Origin of the sequence: Micromonospora sp. NPDC047074, from assembly GCF_040643815.1 — a bacterium.
Classification (GTDB): domain Bacteria; phylum Actinomycetota; class Actinomycetes; order Mycobacteriales; family Micromonosporaceae; genus Micromonospora.
The window spans coordinates 1-18,064 of record NZ_JBEYVB010000013.1; the positions used below are offsets into that span (position 1 = coordinate 1).

The window sequence follows — 18,064 nt, forward strand, 5'->3', positions numbered from 1 at the left end:
GCGTTGTCCGCGACCGTGTCCACGATCGAGATGTCCCACCCCGCCACCCGCGAATCCACGATCTCGATCGCCGGCAACAAATGGTCCACCGCCCGAATCACATCCGCGCTCGTGATCCGCTCATCCGGCAAATCCGCGCCGAGAACGAACGCGACCTCCGCCTCCACCCGAGGCTGAAGCAGCCGATCCATCACCACCTCAGCCCCGTCGGGCACCGCCATGTCATCCAGCAACACCCCGAAATCCGGCTGGAACACACCGAAGTTCTCCTGCACCGCCCGCGAGGTCAGCCCGATCTTCGCGCCCACCCGCCGATGCCCACGCTGCAACCACTGCCGCACCTGCAACTGCTGCACCACATACGCCGACGTCACGTCCCCCTCCGGCAGCAGCCGCCCGCGCAGCGGCGGACAGGGCGTGGAATTGTCCCGGGCGTCGACCAATGCCTGCGCCGCCGCCTCGTAATCGATGCTCATGTCAGGTCCACGCAGACGTTTGTCAGTTCCGAATAGAAGTCGAGGGAGTGCACGCCGCCCTCACGCCCGATCCCCGACGCCTTCACCCCACCGAACGGCGTCCGCAGATCACGCAGGAACCACGTGTTCACCCACACGATCCCGGCGTCGAGCCGCGCCCCAGCCCGATGCGCCCGACCCACATCCCGGGTCCACACCGCCGCCGCCAAGCCGTACGGGGTGCCGTTGGCCAGCGCGAACGCCTCGTCCTCGTCGTCGAACGGGGCCACATGCACCACCGGGCCGAAGATCTCCTCGGTGTTGGTGCGGGCCTGCGGGCCCAGCCCGGTCAGCACCGTCGGCAGCACGTACGCACCGCCGTCGCGGGCGTCGCCGAAGCGCGGCGCGCCGCCTCCGGTGAGCACCTCGGCGCCCTCGGTACGGGCCAGGTCGTAGTGGCCGAGGACCTTGTCGCGATGCTGATGCGAGATCAACGGCATGTTCACCGTCGCCTCGTCCGCAGGCCACCCGAACGACAGCGCGGCGGCCCGCTCAGCCAACCGGGCGGTGAACTCCTCGAACACCGGGCGCTGCACGTAGATCCGCTCCGTGCAGAGGCACACCTGACCGCCGTTGGTGAAGCTGGACCGCACCGAGCCGGCCACCGCCGCGTCCAGGTCGGCGTCGGCGAAGACCAGGCCGGCGTTCTTGCCGCCCAGCTCGAAGGAGACCGCCTTAACACCTTCGGCCGCCGCCCTCATGATGGTGCTCCCGGTGGCCGACTCGCCGGTGAAGGTGATCGCGTCCACCCCCGGGTGGCGGGTCAAAAACTCCCCCGCCGAATCCGGACCGAAGCCGTGCACCAGGTTGAACACGCCGTCGGGCACCCCCGCGGCGGCCATCACTTCGGCGAGCAGGGTCGCCGAGGCGGGCGTCTCCTCACTGGGCTTGACGATCACGGTGTTGCCGCAGGCCAGCGCGGGAGCCACCTTCCAGGTGAGCAGCAGCAGCGGCAGGTTCCACGGCACGATCACCGCCACCACACCCACCGGCTTACGCACCGCGTAGTTCAACGCCCGGCCGCCGGTCGGGGTAACCGTCGTGAACGACTCCGTCGGCGCCGTCGCCACGATCTCCGCGAACGCCCGGAAATTCGCCGCACCACGCGGAATGTCCAACGTGCGCGCCTGCGAAATCGACTTACCGGTGTCCGCGACCTCAGCAGTCACCAGATCGTCGAAACGCCGCTCCAACTCGTCGGCGACCCGACGCAACACCTCCGCGCGCTCCCGCTCCCCCATCCGACCCCACGGCCCACCCAACGCCGCCCGCGCGGCGGCGACCGCATCGTCCACACACCCCTGATCGGCCTCCACCACCTCGAACACCGGCTCACCCGTCACCGGGCTGCGCTTCGTGAACCGCCGCCCGGCGTCAACGAACTCACCACCGACGAAGTTGCGCAGCAGCGGTGGGTCGACTGCCGGCTGGCCGTTACGCAGGCTCACCGGCCAGGATGACTGGGTCATCGTCTGGGTGTCCCTTCCGGTTCAGATGCTGGAGTCGGTCGGCTCGGCGCCGGGATCGGCGACGAGCGCGACCACGGCGGCGTCCACGGTGGGTTGGCCGGTCACCGCGGCCGCGGCCTCGTCGGTGACGACCAGGACCGTGGTGCCGATGCCGACGTTCAGGGGGTCGACGGCGACCAGGTCGGGCCCGTCGCCGCGGGGCCGGACCAGGACGAGTCGTCTGCCCTGCAACGCCGGCAGGATGCGGTCGGCCCACACCTTGCCGACGACGTCACCGAGCACCATCGGGTTCTCCACGCAGGCCGGCGATGACCTCGCGGATACGGGCCGGCTCGGGCTCGTCCAGCAGGGCCGCGGTGGTCGGGTGGGGCTTCGGGTAGACCTGCGAGCTGCGCAGTTCGCCGTGGGCACGGATGGCGGCCTCACCGGCGGAGACGGCCTGGCGAACGGCGGCGAGGGTGCCCCGGACGGCGACCGCGAGGTAGCCGCTGGTGACGCGCTCGACGGCCACGCACCGGACGTCGGCGGTCTTGATCATGGCTTCGATACCCGCCGAGAGGGCCACCAGGCCGCGGGTCTCGACGATTCCGATCGCGATGTCGGAGGACATGTCTGCTTCTCCTTACCGGCTGTCAGTTGCCGACGATTGTGGGATCGGCCGCCAGCGCGCTCACCGCGTCGCAGGGGCTGGCGAAGACGATCGAGCGCACGGAACGGCTGCGCGCACGGGCGGTCTCCTCGCCGATGTCCACCGCCTCCTCGACGGTGGCGAGGTCACCTCGGACGGCGACCGCGACGATGCCGCCGCCGAGGCGTACGACACGGGTCACCTCGACCTCGGTGGCCTTCACCATCGCGTCGACGGCGTCGAAGATGGGGGTGTAACCTTCGGCTTCCACGAAGCCCACGGCCACGTTTCGCATGTTCACTCCTCGCACTGGTTGCGGGTCGGCTTCGGCTATTGCTGGTCGGGCAGGTTCCAGGACAGGACGGCGCCGCCGGTGCCCCAGATCGGGCCGTACGAGTGCAGGTGCGCGGGGCCGCTCGCGGCGCCGGTGCCGGCGGCGAAGGCGAGGGCCCGGAACTGGCTGTCGGCCTGCGCCTGCCGGGCGTAGTCCTCGCGGATGGCGAGCGCCTCGTCGACCTTGCCGGCGGTGAGCAGGTCGAGGACCCGGCTGTTCCACTGGTCGTGTGCCGGCGTACCGATGCGGTCCTGGCCGGGCTCGATCCACTGCTGGATCAGGCCGGAGGACAGCCCGGTCACCACGACGACGGCGGCGCGGACGCCGGCCTCCCGGGCGGCCGCGGCACCGGCCCGACCGACGTCGGCGAGGGTGTCGGCGTCGGCGTAGAGGTTGCAGGAGACCTGCGCCCAACGCAGCTTCCGCTCCGGGTCGAGCAGTGCCGAGGTGACGATGGTGCCGGTGTCGATCGGGAAACCCTCGTACCGGGTGCGGCGGGCCTGCTTACCGTCGGCCTGCACCCGGTCGGCCCACCGCTCGGTGAACGCGACGTCGAAGCGCAGGTCGTAGTTGAGCAGACCGTAGTCGTAGGCGTACCAGTTCTCGTCGACGTGCTCGCCGCGCGGGTTCGGGTCGCACTGGAACTGGTGGCCGAGCACGGTGAACCACTGGGTGGACAGCAGCAGGACGACGTCCGGCTCCAGCCGGCGCAGGCGGGCGCCCACGTCGCGCGCGGCCGAGGCCAGCGCCGCCCAACTGGGTGCGGGTTCCCCGGCCAGCAGTTGGGGCATGCCGGGCAGCAGCGCTCCGCCGACGATTCCGGTCCGGTCAGCCATTGGGGCTCCCCTCGGGCAGCCACTCGACGACGGCGTTTCCGGTGCCGATGATCGTGCCGTAGCCGAGCACGTCACCGGCGACCCGGGGCCAGCCCATCGCCGCGAGCATCCAGGTGAGGCTGCCGGCCTTGGTCTCCGAGGCGGTCGCCTCGATGTGTTCGGTGATGAGTTCCCGCAGCGGCGCGGTCGGCCCGCGGCGGATCGCTTCGAGCAGCTTCATGTCCCACCGGTACTGGTGGTTGTTGTACGGGTGCTCGCGTTCCATGTCCTCCGGCAGCTCCGGCTCCTCGTGCCAGTGCAAATGGGACAGGGAGTTCGAGGCGAGCAGCACGGCGCGGCGGCCGGTGGCCTCGACGGCGCGGCGGGTGGCCTCGCCGAGGACCTCCATCTCCTCCAGCGCCGCCTCGGAGTAGAAGTACGGATTGTTGTTCGCCGACAGGGACACCACCGGGATGTCCCAGGCGGGGTTGACCAGGTGCAGCGCGCCGATGGTGGCGTAGTCGACGCGTACCCGGGGGTCGCGCATCTTCCGGGTGACCAGGCCGAGCCCGCTGGCCTCGTCGGCGATGGCCTCGCCCAGCTCGACGTCGGTGCGGAAGTCGTACCGGTAGCGGAACAGGTGCGGGAAGATCGGCTCCACCGAGATGCCGCGCGGGTTCGGTGCGCAGTTGACGTGGTGACCGACCATCGTGATCCAGTGCGGGGCGTGCACGATCAGCACGTCGGGCCGGTGGACCTCCTGGATGCGCTTGCGCAGCCGTTCGTAGGCCCAGCGCAGCGTCTCCCAGCCGCCGGTGGAGCGCGGCTCGTTCTGCGGTGGGTTCTCCGCGTAGATCAGGTGCGGCGGGTGCGGGCTCAGGCAGCCGGCGACGATGCCGGCCCGGGCCGGTGCGGGTTGCGGTGCCCGGCCACCGGTGCTGCCGGCGGCACCGGTGCCGCCGCCGGTCCGGGCGTGGGTGGTGGCCACGGGTACCCGGAAGACTCTGCTCATGACTGTCCCTTTCCGGCGAGCACCCGCACGTGGGAGCGCTGCTCCACGGCGGCGCCGAGGATCTGGAGTCCGTCGTCGTCGAGGGCGATCTCGTCGGCGCCCAGCGTGGCGTCGTGCCGCAGCCAGGCCCGCAGCGGCGCCGGGTGCACCCCGTGCAGCTCCACGAGGCTGTCCTCGGCCAGGCCGCTGCCGGGTGCGACGTAGGCCAGTCGGCGCTGGCCGCGTCGCCCGGTGTAGGCGGGGCGGCCCGTGGTGGTGAGGCGCAGCCAGCACCTGTCGTCCCGGATCTGCCGGCGCAGGTCGGCGGTGCCGTGGCGGTCGACCTCGCCGTCGTCGTCGAGGACCACGCCGTAGCGCAGGCGGGCCTGCTCGTCGGTCAGGTAGTCCTGGCGGACGTCGTCGGCGACGCTCTCCGGGGCGCGGTCCAGCGGGTCGCCCCAGCCGCCGCCGCCGGCGGACTCCATCACCAGCACGTCTCCGGCCCGCATGGGGAAGCCGGCGACCTTGCCGGGGGTGTCGAAGTCGACCCGTTGCCCGTCGGCCCGCCGCACGTGGGTGACCGTCGGCGCGCCGGGGCCGCCGTGCCGCAGCCCGTACGGGGGGACGGTGGTGCGGTCGGTCTGCACCGAGTACGACCCGCCGCTGGCCAGCAGCCGGGTCTCCCGCCGGCTGCCCAGGCCGCCCCGGTGGGTACCGTCGCCGCTGGACCCGGCACGCAGCTCGCACGCCTCGACCAGGATGGGGATCTCGGTCTCCAGTCGTTCGACGGACTGGATGGTGGAGATGTCGCCGAGGTCGACCGGGTTCATCGCGCTGGGGCCGTCGGATTCGAGGAAGCCGCCGTTGCCGCCGGCCGGGTAGTCGTAGTACAGGTAGGGCTGCCCAGTGTGCTCGTCCACGCCGCCGATGAGGTTCTGGAAGGTGGTGCCGAACTGGTCGGCGGCGACGAGGTCCGGTGCCACCTGGCTGAGGGCGGCCATCACCGCGGAGATGACCCGCTTGCGGACCTCGCTGTGGGCGTTGGCCGGAGCCGGGTAGCTGACGTGCACGACCGTGCCGGGCTCGGTGAGGACCCGCAGCGGCCGGAACGCCCCGTGGTTGACCAGGCCGCCGGGATCGAGGGCGGACTTGACCGCGATGAACACCCCGGCGACGGTCATCGCCCGCGAGGAGTTCACCACCGCGGCCACCTGGGTGGACGAGCCCCGGAAGTCGGCTTCGATCTCGTCGCCGTCCACGGTCAGCCGGCAGCGCACGATGGCGGCGTCGTAGTCGCCGTCGGTGTAGAGGTCGAGGTAGTCCTCGTACCGGTAGGTGCCGTCGGGCAGCGACCGGATCATGTCCCGCAGCCGCTGCTCGGTGCGGTCCATGTTGGCCGCGACGCAGTCGAGGATCAGCCCGGTGCCCCACCGGTCGACGAGTTCCCGCAGCCGCCGCTGCGCGGTGTGGCAGGCGGCGATGCTGGATTCGAGGTCGCCCCGGCGTTCCTCGGCCATCCGGACGTTGGCGAAGAGGATGTCGAAGGCGGCCCGGTTCGGGCGGCCCTCCTCGATCAGCCGGATCGGGGGGATCCGCAGCCCTTCCTGGAGGATCTCGGTGGCCTGCCCGGAGACGCTGCCCGGCGTCATGCCGCCGATGTCGGCCCAGTGCATCCGGACGCAGGGGAAGAGGAACAGCTCCCCGTCGACGAAGACCGGGCTGATCAGGGTGACGTCGTTGAGGTGGCTGCCGCCCCGGTACGGGTCGTTGACGATGTACAGGTCACCCGGGCGCATCTCGGCGGCGAAGTCGGCGAAGATCTCGGCCACCGAGGCGGGCATGGCGATGACGTGCCCCGGCATGTCCCGCCCCTGGGCGACCATCTGGCCGGAGGGGTCGAAGAGTGCGCAGGAGAAGTCCTGGGCGTCCGCGATCACCGGCGAGTGCGCGGTGCGGAAGATCGTCTGTCGCATCTCGCGGACGATCGAGATGAGACTCTCGGTGACGACTTCCAGGTCGATCGGATTCACAGTCATGCGGATGCCTCACTGATTTCCGGTGTCGGTCCGTTTCGGCCGCCGACTGGACCTGGACTGGTCAGGGCGCGTGGACCACCGTGGGTTGGAACGCCGTGCAGTGGACCATCATGTGGTCCTAGAGTTATATTATGAAACCTAGCAGCCGGAAAGGCAGGGAAGCAAGATGTCGTACGCCACTGACCCGACGCCCGACGAGGGGGCGACCGCCCCCCGCGAGTCGGGCACGCAGGCCCTCGACCGCGCGCTGAGCGTGCTGCTGGCCTTCCGTGGCGACGCCATCGAACGCAAGGTCAGCGACGTGAGCCGCGAACTGGGCCTGCACAAGTCCACGGCCAGCCGGCTGTTCCGCGCGCTGGCCGACGCCGGCTTCCTGCAACGCAACGAGGAGAACGGCAACTACCGCCTCGGGGTCGCGGTCTTCGAGCTGGGCGCCCGCTTCCTCGCCGGCATCGACCTGCACGCGCTGGCCCGGCCACTGCTGCACCAGCTCGCCGAGCAGGAGGGCGAGAGCGTCAACCTCGCCATCCGGGAAGGCCTCGACGCCATCTCGCTCTACGTGGTGCAGGGCACCCGCAACGTGCAGCTCGTCTCCCGGCTCGGCCGGCGCATCCCGCTTTGGTGCAGCGCGGCCGGCAAGGCGTTGCTGATCGATCACGACGACGACGCCCTGCGTGCCCTGCTCGCCCCCGCGCCGTTCACGGCACTGACCAGCGAGACCATCACCGACCTGGACACCTTCGTGGCGCACATGGCCACCGTCCGGAAGCAGGGCTGGGCGCTGAACGCCCAGGAGAGCGAGCACGGGCTGCGGGTGGTGGCCGCCCCCGTACGCGACCGGTACGGCCGGATCACCGCCGCCATCAGCATCTCCGGGCCGATCTTCCGGTTGGACGACCCGCGCACGAACGAGCTCGCCGACGCCGCCCGCCGCACCGCCCACGAGCTGTCCCGGCAGCTCGGCCATGGCTTCGGCGACCGCTGGGGCGACTGACCGTACCGCCGGTGGGGTGGCCCCCGGCGGTCCGCCAGCGCGACGACGGCAGCGGGGTGGTCCTCGGCGACCACCCCGCCGCACGGAGCGCGACGGACCGGCGCGGGCCGTCAGAACCGCTCCTGGGTGACCTCGGGCAGGACCCGCACGTGCAGCACCGCCGGCCCGGTCACCGGCAGCGCCTCGTCGAACGCCGCCTCGGCGCCCGCCTCGTCCGTGACCGTCCAGGCCGGCACGCCCAGGGACCGGGCTACCGCAGCCAGGTCCCTGGCCGGAAACCGCGCCAACGCCGGGTCGACGCCGCGCGGGCCGAACTTGCGCACCTCCGCGCCGTAGCCGGCGTCGTCGAGCACCACCAGCAGCACGGGCGCGCCGACCCGGGCCAGGGTGTCCAGCTCCCCGAGACCGGTGAGCAGGCTGCCGTCGCCCTCGAACGCGACCACCGGGCGGTCCGGACGGCCCACGCCGGCCCCGACGGCGAACGGCAGGCCGACCCCGATGCTGCCGAACTCCCAGGGGGCGATGAACGCGCGGTCCACGGCCGGCGAGTCGAGCAGCAGGTTGGGCCAGCCGCCGAACTGTCCCACCCCGACCACGGTGGTGCGCCGGGCCGGTAGCCGGCGGGCGCAGATCCGGATGAACGCCCGGGGGTCGACGCCCGCCGCCCCCTCGGCGAACACCATGCCGTCGAACGGATCGGCCGCGGCGATCTCCTCGGCCAGCCCCGGGCTGCGCCAGTCGGGGCGCGCAGCCGGCTCGATCAGGGCCGCCACGGCCCGGGCCGTGGCGCCCGCGTCCCCGACGACACCCGCGTCGACCGGCCACCGCGCGCCCACCGCCCGCGCGTCGACGTCGACCGCGACCACCTCCGCCCCGGGAAAGAGCGCGCCGTGGTCGGCCGTCCACCGGTTCAGCCCGGCGCCGAAGGCGACCACCAGGTCCGCGTCGGCCAGCACCCGCCGGGTCAGCGGGCGGGCCAGGCCGCCGGCCACCCCCAGGTGGTACGGGTGACCGGCGAAGAGCCCGGCGGCCAGCACGGTGGTGGCGAGCACCGCGCCGCACCGGTCGGCGAGCCGGCGTACGTCGGCGGCGGCCCCTTCGGCGCCCCGCCCGGCCAGCAGCACCGGGCGGCGGGCCGCGGCCAGCCGGCGGGCCAGGTCGGCGACCGCCTCGTCGGTGGGCGGCAGCGGCGCGGCCGGGTGCGGCGCGACGACGGCCGGTGCGGGCGGGGCGTCGGCCGGCACCGGCTCGTCCTGAAGGTCCATGGGGACGTCGAGGACCACCGGGCCGGGCCGCTCGACGGCGGTCCGGAACGCCAGAGCGACGTCCCGGGCCGCGGTGCCCGGCGCCACCACCGGCACGAACGCCCCGGCGGTGGCCAGCGCGAACGGCTGCTGGGCGAAGTTCTGCACGTGCAGCGGGTCGCCGGGCGGCGTGTCCCCGGCGATCAGGACCAGCGGCGTGCCGGCCTGCCGGGCGATGGTCAGCGCGGCGCCGGCGACCGCCAGGCCGGGGCCCTGGGTCACGGTGACGACCCCGCACCGGCCGGTGGAGCGGGCCCAGCCGTCGGCCATCATCACCGCGGCGTTCTCGTTGCGGGCCGCCACGAACCGTACGCCGTGCCGCTGCACCAGGTCCGCGACCAGGAACATGTTGGCGTCGCCGAGCAGCCCGAAGATCGTGTCGACGCCGTGCGCCACGATGGCGTCGGCGATCGCCTCGCCGGCCCTCACTCGGGCTTCCGGGCGAGGTAGTCGCCGGCGGGGCGCAGCGCCACGCTCAACGCGCCGAGGTAGGAGTCGTTGGCGGCGGCCTCGAACCGGGGACCGGCGAGGCGGGCGGCGCGCTTGGTCATCGACCGGCCGACCGGTGAGGTGGCCAGCAGCCGCCCGGCGAGCCCCGCGGCGGCGTCGGCGAGTTGCCCCGGGTCCACCACGTCGGTCACCAGGCGCAGGTCGAGCAGTTCGGTGGCGGTGATCCGGTCGCCGAGCAGCAGCCAGCGCTTGGCCAGGTCGGCGCCGACCAGGTCGGCCAGGATCGCCATGCCGCTCCAGGTCAGCGGGATGCCGAAGCCCACCTCCGGGAAGGTCGCGAAGCAGGTGTCGGCGGCGACCCGCAGGTCGCTGGCGAGGCCGAGCACCGCCCCGGAGCCGATGGCCGGGCCGTTGAACGCCGTGACCGTGGTCTGTTCCAGCCGGTACCAGCGTTCCACCAGCTCGGCGGTGCGGCGCTGGACGCCCATCGTGGTCCCGGCGTCCAGGGTGGCCAGCTCGCGCAGGTCGGTCCCCGCGCAGAAGGCGGTGCCGGCGGCGGTCAGCAGGACCACCTCGGTCTGCTCGTCCCGGGAGAGTTCGTGCAGCACGTCCTCGAAGCGGGCGAGCATCGCCAGGTCGAAGCTGTTGCGCCGGGCGGGCCGGTTCAGCGTCACCCGGGCCAGTCGGCCGTCGCGGTGCAGCAGCACGGAATCCTCGGCGCGGTGTCCGGTGGTCATGGCGACTCCGAGTTCAGTAGGGCGCGGTCGACCAGCGCGGCGGCGTGGCCGACGTAGGACAGCGGGTCGAGCAGGCCGGCGAGTTCGGCCTCCGGCAGGGCGGCGGCCACCTGCGGGTCGGCGCGCAGCGCCGCGTCGAAGGGGCGGCCCGCATCGAGGCTGTCGCGGACGATCCGCATGACCAAATGGTGCGCCTGCTCCCGACCGAGCGGGCCGGCCAGCCGCAGCATCACCGCCTCGGAGAGCACGAGCCCACCGGTGGCGTCGAGGTTGGCGCGCATCCGGTCCGGGTTGACCCCGAGGTCGCCGAAGACCTCGACCAGTCGCTGCAACGCGCCGCCGAGCAGGATGAAGCACTCCGGCAGCAGCTTCCACAGCGTCATCCCGACGCCCATGTCCCGGTCGTCCTGCGCGACCATGGTCTGCAACGCCAGCGGCACCTGGGCCCGCAGGGTGCCGGCCGCGGCGATCACCGCCTCGCAGCGGATGGGGTTGCGCTTGTGCGGCATGGTGCTGCTGCCGACCTGGGTGGCCCGCTGCGGCTCGAACGCCTCACCGATCTCGGTGCGGCCGAGGAAGTAGACCTCGCGGGCCAGCTTCTCGGCGCTGGCCGCGACGAGGCCGAACACCATCAGGCACTCGGCGAACCGGTCCTGGGTGGCGTGCCAGGGGGTGTCGGCGACGCCGAGGCCCAGGTCGGCGGCGACCGCCCGTTCCAGGGCGAACGCCTGGGCGCCGTAGCCGGCCATCGTGCCGGCCGCGCCGCCCATGCTGGTCACCAGCAGCCGCTCCCGCAGCTGCCGCAGCCGGGCACGGTGCCGCTGCAGCTCGCTCTGCCACACCGCGCAGCGCAGCCCGAAGGTGGTCGGCAGCGCCTGCTGCCCGTGGGTGCGGGCGGCCATCGGGGTGGTGCGGTGGCGCAACGCCAGCCGGCGCAGCGCGCGGACCAGCTCGTCGACCTGGCGTTGCACGATGTCGAGGCCGTCACGGGCCCGCAGGACGAACCCGGTGTCCATCACGTCCTGCGTGGTGGCGCCGAGGTGGACGTAGCGGCCGGCGTCGCCGGGACAGGCGGCGGTGAGCGCGCGCACCAGCGGCACCAGGGGATGCACGGTGTCGACGGCGTCGGCGGCCAGCACCGCGGTGTCGAGCCGGTCGAGGCGGGCGGCCTCGGTGATCGCCTCGGCGGCGGCGGTCGGGATGATGCCGAGGCCGGCCTGTCCCCGGGCGAGCGCCGCCTCGACGTCCAGCCAGGACTGCATGAGCTGGCGGTCGTTGAACACCCCGCGCATCTCGGCGTTGCCGAAGAAGCTGGTGACGGTCAGCGAGTCCAGGAAGCACGAGCCGAGCTGCATCAGCCTTTCCCCTCTCCGAGCAGCAGTTCCCGCGCGGCCAGCCGGTCGACCTTGCCGGACGGGAGCAGCGGCAGGTCGGCGACGGTGCGGATCACGGTCGGCACCTTGTGCCGGGCCAGCCGCTCGGCGGCGGCGCGGACCAGCCGGTCGGGGTCGCAGTGCTGACCGGGGGCCGCCACGACCAGGGCCGCGACCTCCTCCCCCCACCGTGGCGACGGCACCCCGAGCACGCACGCCCGGGCCACGGCCGGTTCGGCGAGGAGCGCGGCCTCGACCTCGGCGGGATGGATGTTCTCCCCGCCCCGGATGATCAGCTCCTTGATCCGGCCGGCCAGGGTGAGGACCCGCTCGTCGGTCAGCACGCCCAGGTCGCCGGTGCGCAGCCAGCCGTCGCTGGTGATGGTCGCGGCGGTGGTGAACGGGTCGTCGACGTAGCCGCGGGTCACCGAGTCGCCCCGGACCAGCAGCTCCCCGGCCTGCCCGGCGGGCAGCGGGGCGCGGGTGGCGGGGTCGACCACGGCGGCCGCCAGGGCGGGCAGGACGCGACCGACGGTGTCGCCGGGCGCCCCGCAGCTGCCGTCGCCGGGGTCGATGCTGATCGTCGGCCCCGCCTCGGTCTGGCCGTAGACGACCGCGATCCGGTCCAGACCGAGCACCCGCCGGGCCCGGGTGAGCAGCGCCGGAGCGCACGCGGCGCCCCCGAGGAAGCCGACCCGCAACGACGACAGGTCCCAGCGGCCGGGGTCCTGCTCGACGCGGTCGGCGAGCATCGACGCCATGGTGGGCACGGCCTGCACGACCGTGCACTCCCACCGTGCCATCTGGTCGAGCACCGGCTCCGTACGGAACCGCCGGGTCGACACCCACAGCGCGCCCGTCGTCAACGCCAGCAGCGCTCCGCTGCCCAGCCCCGCCGCGTGGGCCAGGGGCAACGGCGAGGCGATCCGGTCGGTGCCGCCCAGCCCCGCCGCCTCGGCCGTCCAGGCGGCGTTGCGCAGCAGGCTGCCGGCGCTCAGCGACACCATCTTGGCCGGGCCGGTGGAGCCGGAGGTGAACTGGATGTTGCAGGCGGCGTCGGGATCACCGACGGGTGGCGGGACGGGGTCGTCCCAGCCCGGCAGGTGGGCCAGGGCGGCCGGCCCGAGGTCCGCGCCGAGGACGTGCCAGCCGTCCGGTCGTTCGCCGGTCGGCAGTGCCGCCAGCGCCCGCTCGACGGTGGGCGGGCCGGGCCGGTCGCGTACCCGCTCGGCGGCGAAGAGCCGGCGGGGCCGGCTGCGGGCCAGCGCCGAGGTCAGCTCGGGCCCGGTGAGGCCGGGATGCAGGGTGGTCAGTGCGGCGCCCCGCCAGGCCGCGGCGGCCAGCAGCACCAGCCAGGCCAGCCCGTTCTCGGCCCAGACCGCGATCCGGTCGCCGCGGCCGACGCCCTGGGCGGCCAGGACGGCGGCCCCTCGGCCGGCGAGGTCGGCGAACTCCCCCACGGTCACCGGGCGGTCCCCGTCGTCGAAGACGAACAGGGGACGGTCCGGTTGCCGCGCGGCGCGCTCCAGCACGGTGATGTCGAGGGCTGGCGGGATCACCGGGTTCACTCCTTGGTCAGCAGCAGGTTTCCGTGGTCGTCGACGGTGGCGGTCCACCCGACGCCGACCACGGTGGTGCTGCCGTTCTCCCGGACGACGGCGGGGCCGACGACGGCGCAGCCGGGCCCGAGGTCGCCGCGCCGCCACACGGTCGCCTCGACCCAGCCGCCCGTGCGGTAGAGACGGGTCCGGCCGGGCTCGACGGGGCCACCGGTGGGGGCCGCGAAGCGTACGGCCGGGCGTGGCCCGAACGCGGTGAGCCGGCAGTTGACGATCTCGGCGGGGTGCTCGGAGCGGGTGTAGGCGTACCGCTCGGCGTAGGCCGCGTGGAAGGCCGACACCAGGTCCTCGGCGCTACCCGGCAGCTCGGTCAGCGGCACGGCGAGGTCGAAGCTCTGCCCCCGGAACCGCATGCCGACCGACAGGCCGAAGCTGACCTGGTCCGGCTCCACGCCGTCCTCGGCCTTGAGCTGGGCCAGGGCGGTCTCCCGCAGGTCGGCCATGGCCGCCCGGACGGCCGCCAGGCCGTCGTCGTCGGCCGGCACCAGCACGGTACGGACGTAGTCGTGCCGGGCCTGGGCGGTGACGAAGCCGAGCGCCGAGAAGTTGCCCGGCACCGGCGGGACGAGGACCTGACGGATGCCGAGTTCGTCGGCGAGGGCGGTGGCGTGCATCGGGCCGGCGCCGCCGAACGGCATCAGCACGAAGTCGCGCGGGTCGTGCCCGCAGGCCACCGAGATCTCCTTGATCGCGCTGGTCATCTTGACCGTGGCGAGGGTCAGGATGCCGTGCGCCAGCTCCAGCTCGTCGAGGCCGAAGTCGCCGGCCAGCCCGGCCAGGGCGGCCCCGGCGGCGGCCGGGTCGAGCGGCACCTCCCCGCCCAGGCTCTCCTGCGGGTCGAGGTGCCCGACCAGCAGGTGCGCGTCCGTGGTGGTCGGCTCGGTGCCGCCCCGCCCGTACGCGGCCGGGCCGGGGGTCGATCCGGCGCTGCGCGGGCCGACCCGCAGTTCCCCGCCCCGGTCGCGCCAGGCGATCGAGCCGCCGCCGGCGCCGATGGTGTTGATCTCGACCTGGAAGGTCCGGTTCGGGTAGCCGGCGATCTTCCCGTCGTTGGTCATCAACGGCGCGCCGTTCTTGATCAGGCAGACGTCCGTGCTGGTGCCGCCGATGTCGCAAGTGATCACGTTCGGGTAGCCGGCCAGCGTGGCCAGGTGCACGGTGGCCGCGATCCCGCCGGCGGGCCCCGAGAGCGCGAGGTTGATCGGCAGCCGCCCGGCCTCCTCGGTGGAGACGACACCGCCGCTGCTCGTCATGATCGACAGGGGGTGGGCGTAGCCGCCGTCGGCGAGGGCGGTGCCGAGCCCGCGCAGGTAGTCGGCGACGGTCGACCGCACGCTGGCGTTGAGCACCGTGGTGGCGAACCGCTCGTACTCACCCTGCTCCGGCACGACGTCGGAGGAGACGGTGCAGACCAGGTGGGGATAACGCTCCGCCAGCCGCCGGGCGGCGGCCCGCTCGTGCGCGGGGTTGCGGTACGAGTGCAGCAGGCAGACCGCCACCGCCCGGGGACCGGCGGCGGCCACCCGGTCGAGCGCCTCGTCCAGCTCGTCGGGGTCCAGCGGCCGGACGACGCTGCCGTCGGCGCCGATGCGTTCGCGCAGCACGTGCCGGTGCCGGCGGGCGACCAGCGGCGGCCGGCCGCTCTCCTTGACGCTGTACAGGCGGGGCCGGTGCCCGAGCCCCATCTCCAGCACGTCCCGGAAACCCTCGGTGGCCAGCACGGCCACCGGCTCGCCGGAGCCTTCGAGCAGCGCGTTGGTCACCCGGGTGGTGCCGTGCACGAACCGGTCGACGGTGTCCAGGCTGACCCCGAGCTTGGCCAGGCCCTCGAAGATGGCCGCCGCCGGGTCGTGCGGGGTGGAGAGGGTCTTGGCCTCGGCGAGCCGGGCGGTGGCCGGCTCGTAGACGATGACGTCGGTGAAGGTGCCACCGATGTCGACGCCGATGCAGAGCATGGCGAGCCTTTCGGGTAGGTGTGGATGGCGCGCGGGGACGGGACGGGTCGTCAGAAGGTGACGCCGTAGCGGCGCAGGGTCCGTCCCGTGACCAGACGCAGGATCCAGTCGAAGAGGTAGCCGAGCAGGCCCAGGGCGATGATGCCCACGAAGACCCACTCCGTCTTGGCGTAGTTGCGGGCCGTCCAGATCAGCGATCCCAGGCCGCTCTGGGCGGCGACGATCTCGGCGCTGACGATCGTCAGGAACGAGTTGCCCATCGCCAGCCGGGCACCGGTGACCACGTGCGGCACCGTCGACGGCAACACGACCGAGACCAGGCTCCGGACGGGGCCGGCGCCGAGCGCGCGGGCCGCCCGCATCCGGATCTCGTTGACCGACAGGACCCCGGCCAGGGTGTTGAGTGCGACGATGAAGACCGTGGTGTAGAAGATCAGCGCCACCTTCGACGCCTCCCCCGGGCCGAGCCAGATGATGGCCAGGGTGACGAAGGCGATCGGCGGCACGAAGCGGAAGAACTGGATGTACGGGTCGAGCATCAGCCGCAGCCAGGGGACGCACCCCATCAGCAGGCCCATCGGCACGCCGACGAGCACGCCGAGCAGCCATCCGGTGAGGATGCGGGTCGAGGACGCGCTCACCGAGTCCCACAGGGTGCCGTCGCGGACGAGCTCGACCGCGCCGTCCAGGGTGAGCCGCGGCGAGGGCAGGAAGAAGGCGGTGTAGTTGCGGCTGACGAGGTCCCAGATCAGCACCCCGAGCGCCACCGACAGGACCGACAGCCCGATCCGGGTCAGCCGGGGCCAGCGGTTGCGCCGGGGGCCCGGTGCGGCGGCCCTCCTGGTGCGGTCGGGCACGGTCGGCGCTTCGACGGTCATCGCCCCTCCGTCCGGTCGTCGCGGCCCGGCCGGCCGTCCTGCGCGGCAGCGTCCGGGTGGGCACCGCCGGGCCGGCCGTCGTGCCCCTCGTCGAGTCCCTGGGCCCGCAGCGTCCGGGCCACCTCGGCGCCGATGTCCTCCCGCAGCTCGCGGAAGAGGGCCGCGCAGGTCGGGTCGGTGAGGTCGCGGGGCCGGGGCAGGTCGCAGCGGTAGACGTTCTTGATCGCCGCCGACGGTCCGGCGGTCATCGTGACGATCCGGTCGCCGAGCAGGATCGCCTCCCCGATGTCGTGGGTGACGAAGACGATCGTCGCGCCGGTCTCCCGCCAGATCCGGTCGAGTTCGACCTGCATCACCAGCCGGGTCTGGGCGTCCAACGCGCCGAACGGCTCGTCCATCAGCACGACGGACGGGTCGTTGGCCAGCACCCGGGCGAGTTGGGCCCGCTGCCGCATGCCCCCGGAAAGCTGCTCGGGGAACCGCTCGGCGCTGTGCGCGAGGCCCACCATCGCCAGGTACCGGTCGACGACGGCCTCCCGCTGCGCCTTGGGTACGCCGCGCATCTGCGGCCCGAAGGCGACGTTCTGCCGCACGGTCAGCCAGGGAAACAGCGCCTCGGCGCTCTGGAAGACCACGCCACGCGACACGTCCGGCCCGGTCACCGGGCTGCCCGCGCAGGTCACCTCGCCGGCCGCCGGGCGGACGAAGCCGGCGACCGCGTTGAGCAGCGTCGACTTGCCGCAGCCGCTCGGCCCGAGCAGGCAGACGAGCTCACCGGCGGCGATGTCGAGGTTCGCGCCGCGGACGGCGACGAACTCGCCGAAGCGGATGTCGACGTCCCGGATCTGGACCGGGGAACCGGCGCGGGCGCCGGTTCCGCCGGTGGACGTGGTGGCGGGGGCTGCGCCGTTGACTGTCACACGTTCCCCTTGACCATGACGGCGGACGGGTCCGCCTTCTGGGTGACGATCTTGCTGTCCTGCTGGAACTGGGCGATCTCGGCGTACCGCTTGAGGTCGTCGTCGGTGAAGTCGCGGACCTGGCACTGGACGCCCTCCAGCAGGGTCTGCGCCTCCGCCGCCGGGACCTTGATCGCCTTCTCGGTCACCGTCCCGGCCTTGGCCGGATCCTTGGTGAGCTGCTCGCACGCCTGGCCGATGGTCTGGACGACCTTCTTGGCGGTCTCCTTGTTGGCCTCGTACCAGGCGCCGTCGACCCCGATCACCAGGTTGTAGACGTAGCCGATGTCGCCGCTGGTCAGCAGCACCTTGCCGCCGTTGGCGACGCCCCGCGACGGCCACGGCTCCCACATGATGTAGCCGTCGACGTCGCCGCGTTGGAGCAGGGCGGGCATCTCGGCCGGCGAGGCGTTGACGAACTCGACGGAGTCCCGGCTGATGCCCTTCGAGTCGAGGACCTTGTTGGTGGCGTACTCGTTGACGGTGCCCGGGACGACGCCGTACTTCTTGATGCCCGCCACGTCGGCGATGCCGGAGCGGGCCACGAGCTTGATGAAGCTGGGCGACTGCGAGAAGACCGCGAGGCCCTTGATGTCGCCCCGGGTGGCCCGGTTCAGCAGGCTCGACTCGGTGCTGGCGGTGATCTGGCCCTGCTTGGCCAGGATCGCGTCGAGGCCGCCGGTGCCCTCCTGGAACTGGGTGACGGTGACGTCGAGGCCGTTGGCCTGGAACAGCTTCTCCTGGTCGGCCAGGTAGATCGGGGAGTACGCCGGGTCGACCCCGACGCCGAAGTTGACCGCGACGGAGGGTGTCGCCCCGTCGCCACCGGACTCGCTCGGGGCCTGGTTCTCCGCACATGCCGCAACGGCGGCGGTCACCAGCAGGGCTGCTACCGCAGCGCGCAATGCTCGCATTCTCATGGCTACCCCAGGGTGCTTAGCGGCTCATATTATGGTTACCGTTGCTTAATATGGGACGCTACTGCTGGTCGGCGGGCGCAGTCAAGG

The 18,064-nt window shown here is 73.0% G+C and carries 16 protein-coding genes and 1 pseudogene; 1 reads left to right on the forward strand and 16 read right to left on the reverse strand.

The window, feature by feature from the left end; all coding sequences use genetic code 11:
• The 8 genes and pseudogenes from ABZ809_RS18020 to ABZ809_RS18055 form a co-directional block, all read right to left on the reverse strand.
• Positions 1 to 476, reverse strand: a pseudogene (locus tag ABZ809_RS18020) (2-keto-4-pentenoate hydratase); the annotation flags it as partial.
• A complete protein-coding gene (locus ABZ809_RS18025; RefSeq protein WP_357563637.1) occupies positions 473 to 1,984 on the reverse strand; it encodes a 2-hydroxymuconic semialdehyde dehydrogenase in 1,512 nt (503 codons plus the stop codon). The gene ABZ809_RS18025 and the pseudogene ABZ809_RS18020, both read right to left, overlap by 4 nt.
• 21 nt (positions 1,985 to 2,005) lie before the next feature.
• Positions 2,006 to 2,269: a EutN/CcmL family microcompartment protein gene (locus tag ABZ809_RS18030; RefSeq protein ID WP_357563638.1), complete on the reverse strand. Its 264-nt coding sequence runs from the start codon at positions 2,267 to 2,269 to the stop codon at positions 2,006 to 2,008.
• Complete coding sequence (locus ABZ809_RS18035; RefSeq protein WP_357563639.1) at positions 2,256 to 2,594, reverse strand: BMC domain-containing protein; 339 nt, start codon at positions 2,592 to 2,594, stop codon at positions 2,256 to 2,258. Before ABZ809_RS18035 ends, ABZ809_RS18030 begins: the two co-directional genes overlap by 14 nt.
• A 22-nt stretch (positions 2,595 to 2,616) precedes the next feature.
• Positions 2,617 to 2,907, reverse strand: coding sequence for a BMC domain-containing protein (locus tag ABZ809_RS18040; RefSeq protein WP_357563640.1), 291 nt, complete (start codon positions 2,905 to 2,907; stop codon positions 2,617 to 2,619).
• A 35-nt stretch (positions 2,908 to 2,942) separates the two neighbouring features.
• Positions 2,943 to 3,782 carry a 2-amino-5-chlorophenol 1,6-dioxygenase subunit alpha gene (locus ABZ809_RS18045; protein WP_357563641.1) on the reverse strand — a complete coding sequence of 280 codons (840 nt, stop codon included), beginning with the start codon at positions 3,780 to 3,782 and terminating at the stop codon, positions 2,943 to 2,945.
• Positions 3,775 to 4,773 carry a tRNA U-34 5-methylaminomethyl-2-thiouridine biosynthesis protein gene (locus tag ABZ809_RS18050; protein ID WP_357563642.1) on the reverse strand — a complete coding sequence of 333 codons (999 nt, stop codon included), beginning with the start codon at positions 4,771 to 4,773 and terminating at the stop codon, positions 3,775 to 3,777. The genes ABZ809_RS18045 and ABZ809_RS18050 overlap by 8 nt, the downstream gene beginning before the upstream one ends.
• A complete protein-coding gene (locus ABZ809_RS18055; protein WP_357563643.1) occupies positions 4,770 to 6,788 on the reverse strand; it encodes a hydantoinase B/oxoprolinase family protein in 2,019 nt (672 codons plus the stop codon). Before ABZ809_RS18055 ends, ABZ809_RS18050 begins: the two co-directional genes overlap by 4 nt.
• 166 nt (positions 6,789 to 6,954) lie before the next feature.
• Between ABZ809_RS18055 and ABZ809_RS18060 the strand changes: the two genes are divergently transcribed.
• Positions 6,955 to 7,782, forward strand: a complete 828-nt coding sequence (locus ABZ809_RS18060) for an IclR family transcriptional regulator (protein WP_357563644.1) — start codon at positions 6,955 to 6,957, stop codon at positions 7,780 to 7,782.
• Between the two features lie 110 nt (positions 7,783 to 7,892).
• Here ABZ809_RS18060 and ABZ809_RS18065 read toward each other — a convergent pair whose 3' ends face one another.
• Genes ABZ809_RS18065 through ABZ809_RS18100 form a run of 8 tightly spaced genes read right to left on the reverse strand, consistent with a single transcriptional unit; the run spans position 7,893 to position 17,935 of the window.
• Positions 7,893 to 9,515: a thiamine pyrophosphate-binding protein gene (locus tag ABZ809_RS18065; RefSeq protein WP_357563645.1), complete on the reverse strand. Its 1,623-nt coding sequence runs from the start codon at positions 9,513 to 9,515 to the stop codon at positions 7,893 to 7,895.
• The gene (locus tag ABZ809_RS18070) at positions 9,512 to 10,273 is read right to left on the reverse strand and encodes an enoyl-CoA hydratase/isomerase family protein (protein WP_357563646.1); all 762 of its coding nucleotides are present in this window, start codon (positions 10,271 to 10,273) and stop codon (positions 9,512 to 9,514) included. Before ABZ809_RS18070 ends, ABZ809_RS18065 begins: the two co-directional genes overlap by 4 nt.
• Positions 10,270 to 11,628, reverse strand: coding sequence for an adenylosuccinate lyase (gene purB, locus ABZ809_RS18075; protein WP_357563647.1), 1,359 nt, complete (start codon positions 11,626 to 11,628; stop codon positions 10,270 to 10,272). Before purB ends, ABZ809_RS18070 begins: the two co-directional genes overlap by 4 nt.
• Positions 11,628 to 13,205 carry a class I adenylate-forming enzyme family protein gene (locus ABZ809_RS18080; protein ID WP_357563648.1) on the reverse strand — a complete coding sequence of 526 codons (1,578 nt, stop codon included), beginning with the start codon at positions 13,203 to 13,205 and terminating at the stop codon, positions 11,628 to 11,630. The genes purB and ABZ809_RS18080 overlap by 1 nt, the downstream gene beginning before the upstream one ends.
• Before the next feature lie 5 nt (positions 13,206 to 13,210).
• Positions 13,211 to 15,220, reverse strand: coding sequence for a hydantoinase/oxoprolinase family protein (locus ABZ809_RS18085; protein ID WP_357563649.1), 2,010 nt, complete (start codon positions 15,218 to 15,220; stop codon positions 13,211 to 13,213).
• A gap of 50 nt (positions 15,221 to 15,270) precedes the next feature.
• On the reverse strand, positions 15,271 to 16,098 hold the full coding sequence (locus tag ABZ809_RS18090; RefSeq protein ID WP_357563650.1) for an ABC transporter permease: 828 nt from the start codon (positions 16,096 to 16,098) through the stop codon (positions 15,271 to 15,273).
• Positions 16,095 to 17,018 (reverse strand): ABC transporter ATP-binding protein, encoded by a 924-nt coding sequence (locus ABZ809_RS18095; protein WP_357563651.1) that lies wholly within the window; start codon positions 17,016 to 17,018, stop codon positions 16,095 to 16,097. Before ABZ809_RS18095 ends, ABZ809_RS18090 begins: the two co-directional genes overlap by 4 nt.
• On the reverse strand, positions 17,015 to 17,935 hold the full coding sequence (locus tag ABZ809_RS18100) for an ABC transporter substrate-binding protein (protein WP_357563652.1): 921 nt from the start codon (positions 17,933 to 17,935) through the stop codon (positions 17,015 to 17,017). The genes ABZ809_RS18095 and ABZ809_RS18100 overlap by 4 nt, the downstream gene beginning before the upstream one ends.
• Positions 17,936 to 18,064 lie beyond the last annotated feature (129 nt).

Excerpts from the sequence above, each read along its gene's own strand:
- ABZ809_RS18025 (WP_357563637.1), bottom strand. The coding sequence starts at position 1,984 with ATGACCCAGTCATCCTGGCCGGTGAGCCTGCGTAACGGCCAGCCGGCA.
- ABZ809_RS18030 (WP_357563638.1), bottom strand. The coding sequence starts at position 2,269 with ATGGTGCTCGGTGACGTCGTCGGCAAGGTGTGGGCCGACCGCATCCTG.
- ABZ809_RS18035 (WP_357563639.1), bottom strand. The coding sequence starts at position 2,594 with ATGTCCTCCGACATCGCGATCGGAATCGTCGAGACCCGCGGCCTGGTG.
- ABZ809_RS18040 (WP_357563640.1), bottom strand. The coding sequence starts at position 2,907 with ATGCGAAACGTGGCCGTGGGCTTCGTGGAAGCCGAAGGTTACACCCCC.
- ABZ809_RS18045 (WP_357563641.1), bottom strand. The coding sequence starts at position 3,782 with ATGGCTGACCGGACCGGAATCGTCGGCGGAGCGCTGCTGCCCGGCATG.
- ABZ809_RS18050 (WP_357563642.1), bottom strand. The coding sequence starts at position 4,773 with ATGAGCAGAGTCTTCCGGGTACCCGTGGCCACCACCCACGCCCGGACC.
- ABZ809_RS18055 (WP_357563643.1), bottom strand. The coding sequence starts at position 6,788 with ATGACTGTGAATCCGATCGACCTGGAAGTCGTCACCGAGAGTCTCATC.
- ABZ809_RS18060 (WP_357563644.1), top strand. The coding sequence starts at position 6,955 with ATGTCGTACGCCACTGACCCGACGCCCGACGAGGGGGCGACCGCCCCC.
- ABZ809_RS18070 (WP_357563646.1), bottom strand. The coding sequence starts at position 10,273 with ATGACCACCGGACACCGCGCCGAGGATTCCGTGCTGCTGCACCGCGAC.
- purB (WP_357563647.1), bottom strand. The coding sequence starts at position 11,628 with ATGCAGCTCGGCTCGTGCTTCCTGGACTCGCTGACCGTCACCAGCTTC.
- ABZ809_RS18085 (WP_357563649.1), bottom strand. The coding sequence starts at position 15,220 with ATGCTCTGCATCGGCGTCGACATCGGTGGCACCTTCACCGACGTCATC.
- ABZ809_RS18090 (WP_357563650.1), bottom strand. The coding sequence starts at position 16,098 with ATGACCGTCGAAGCGCCGACCGTGCCCGACCGCACCAGGAGGGCCGCC.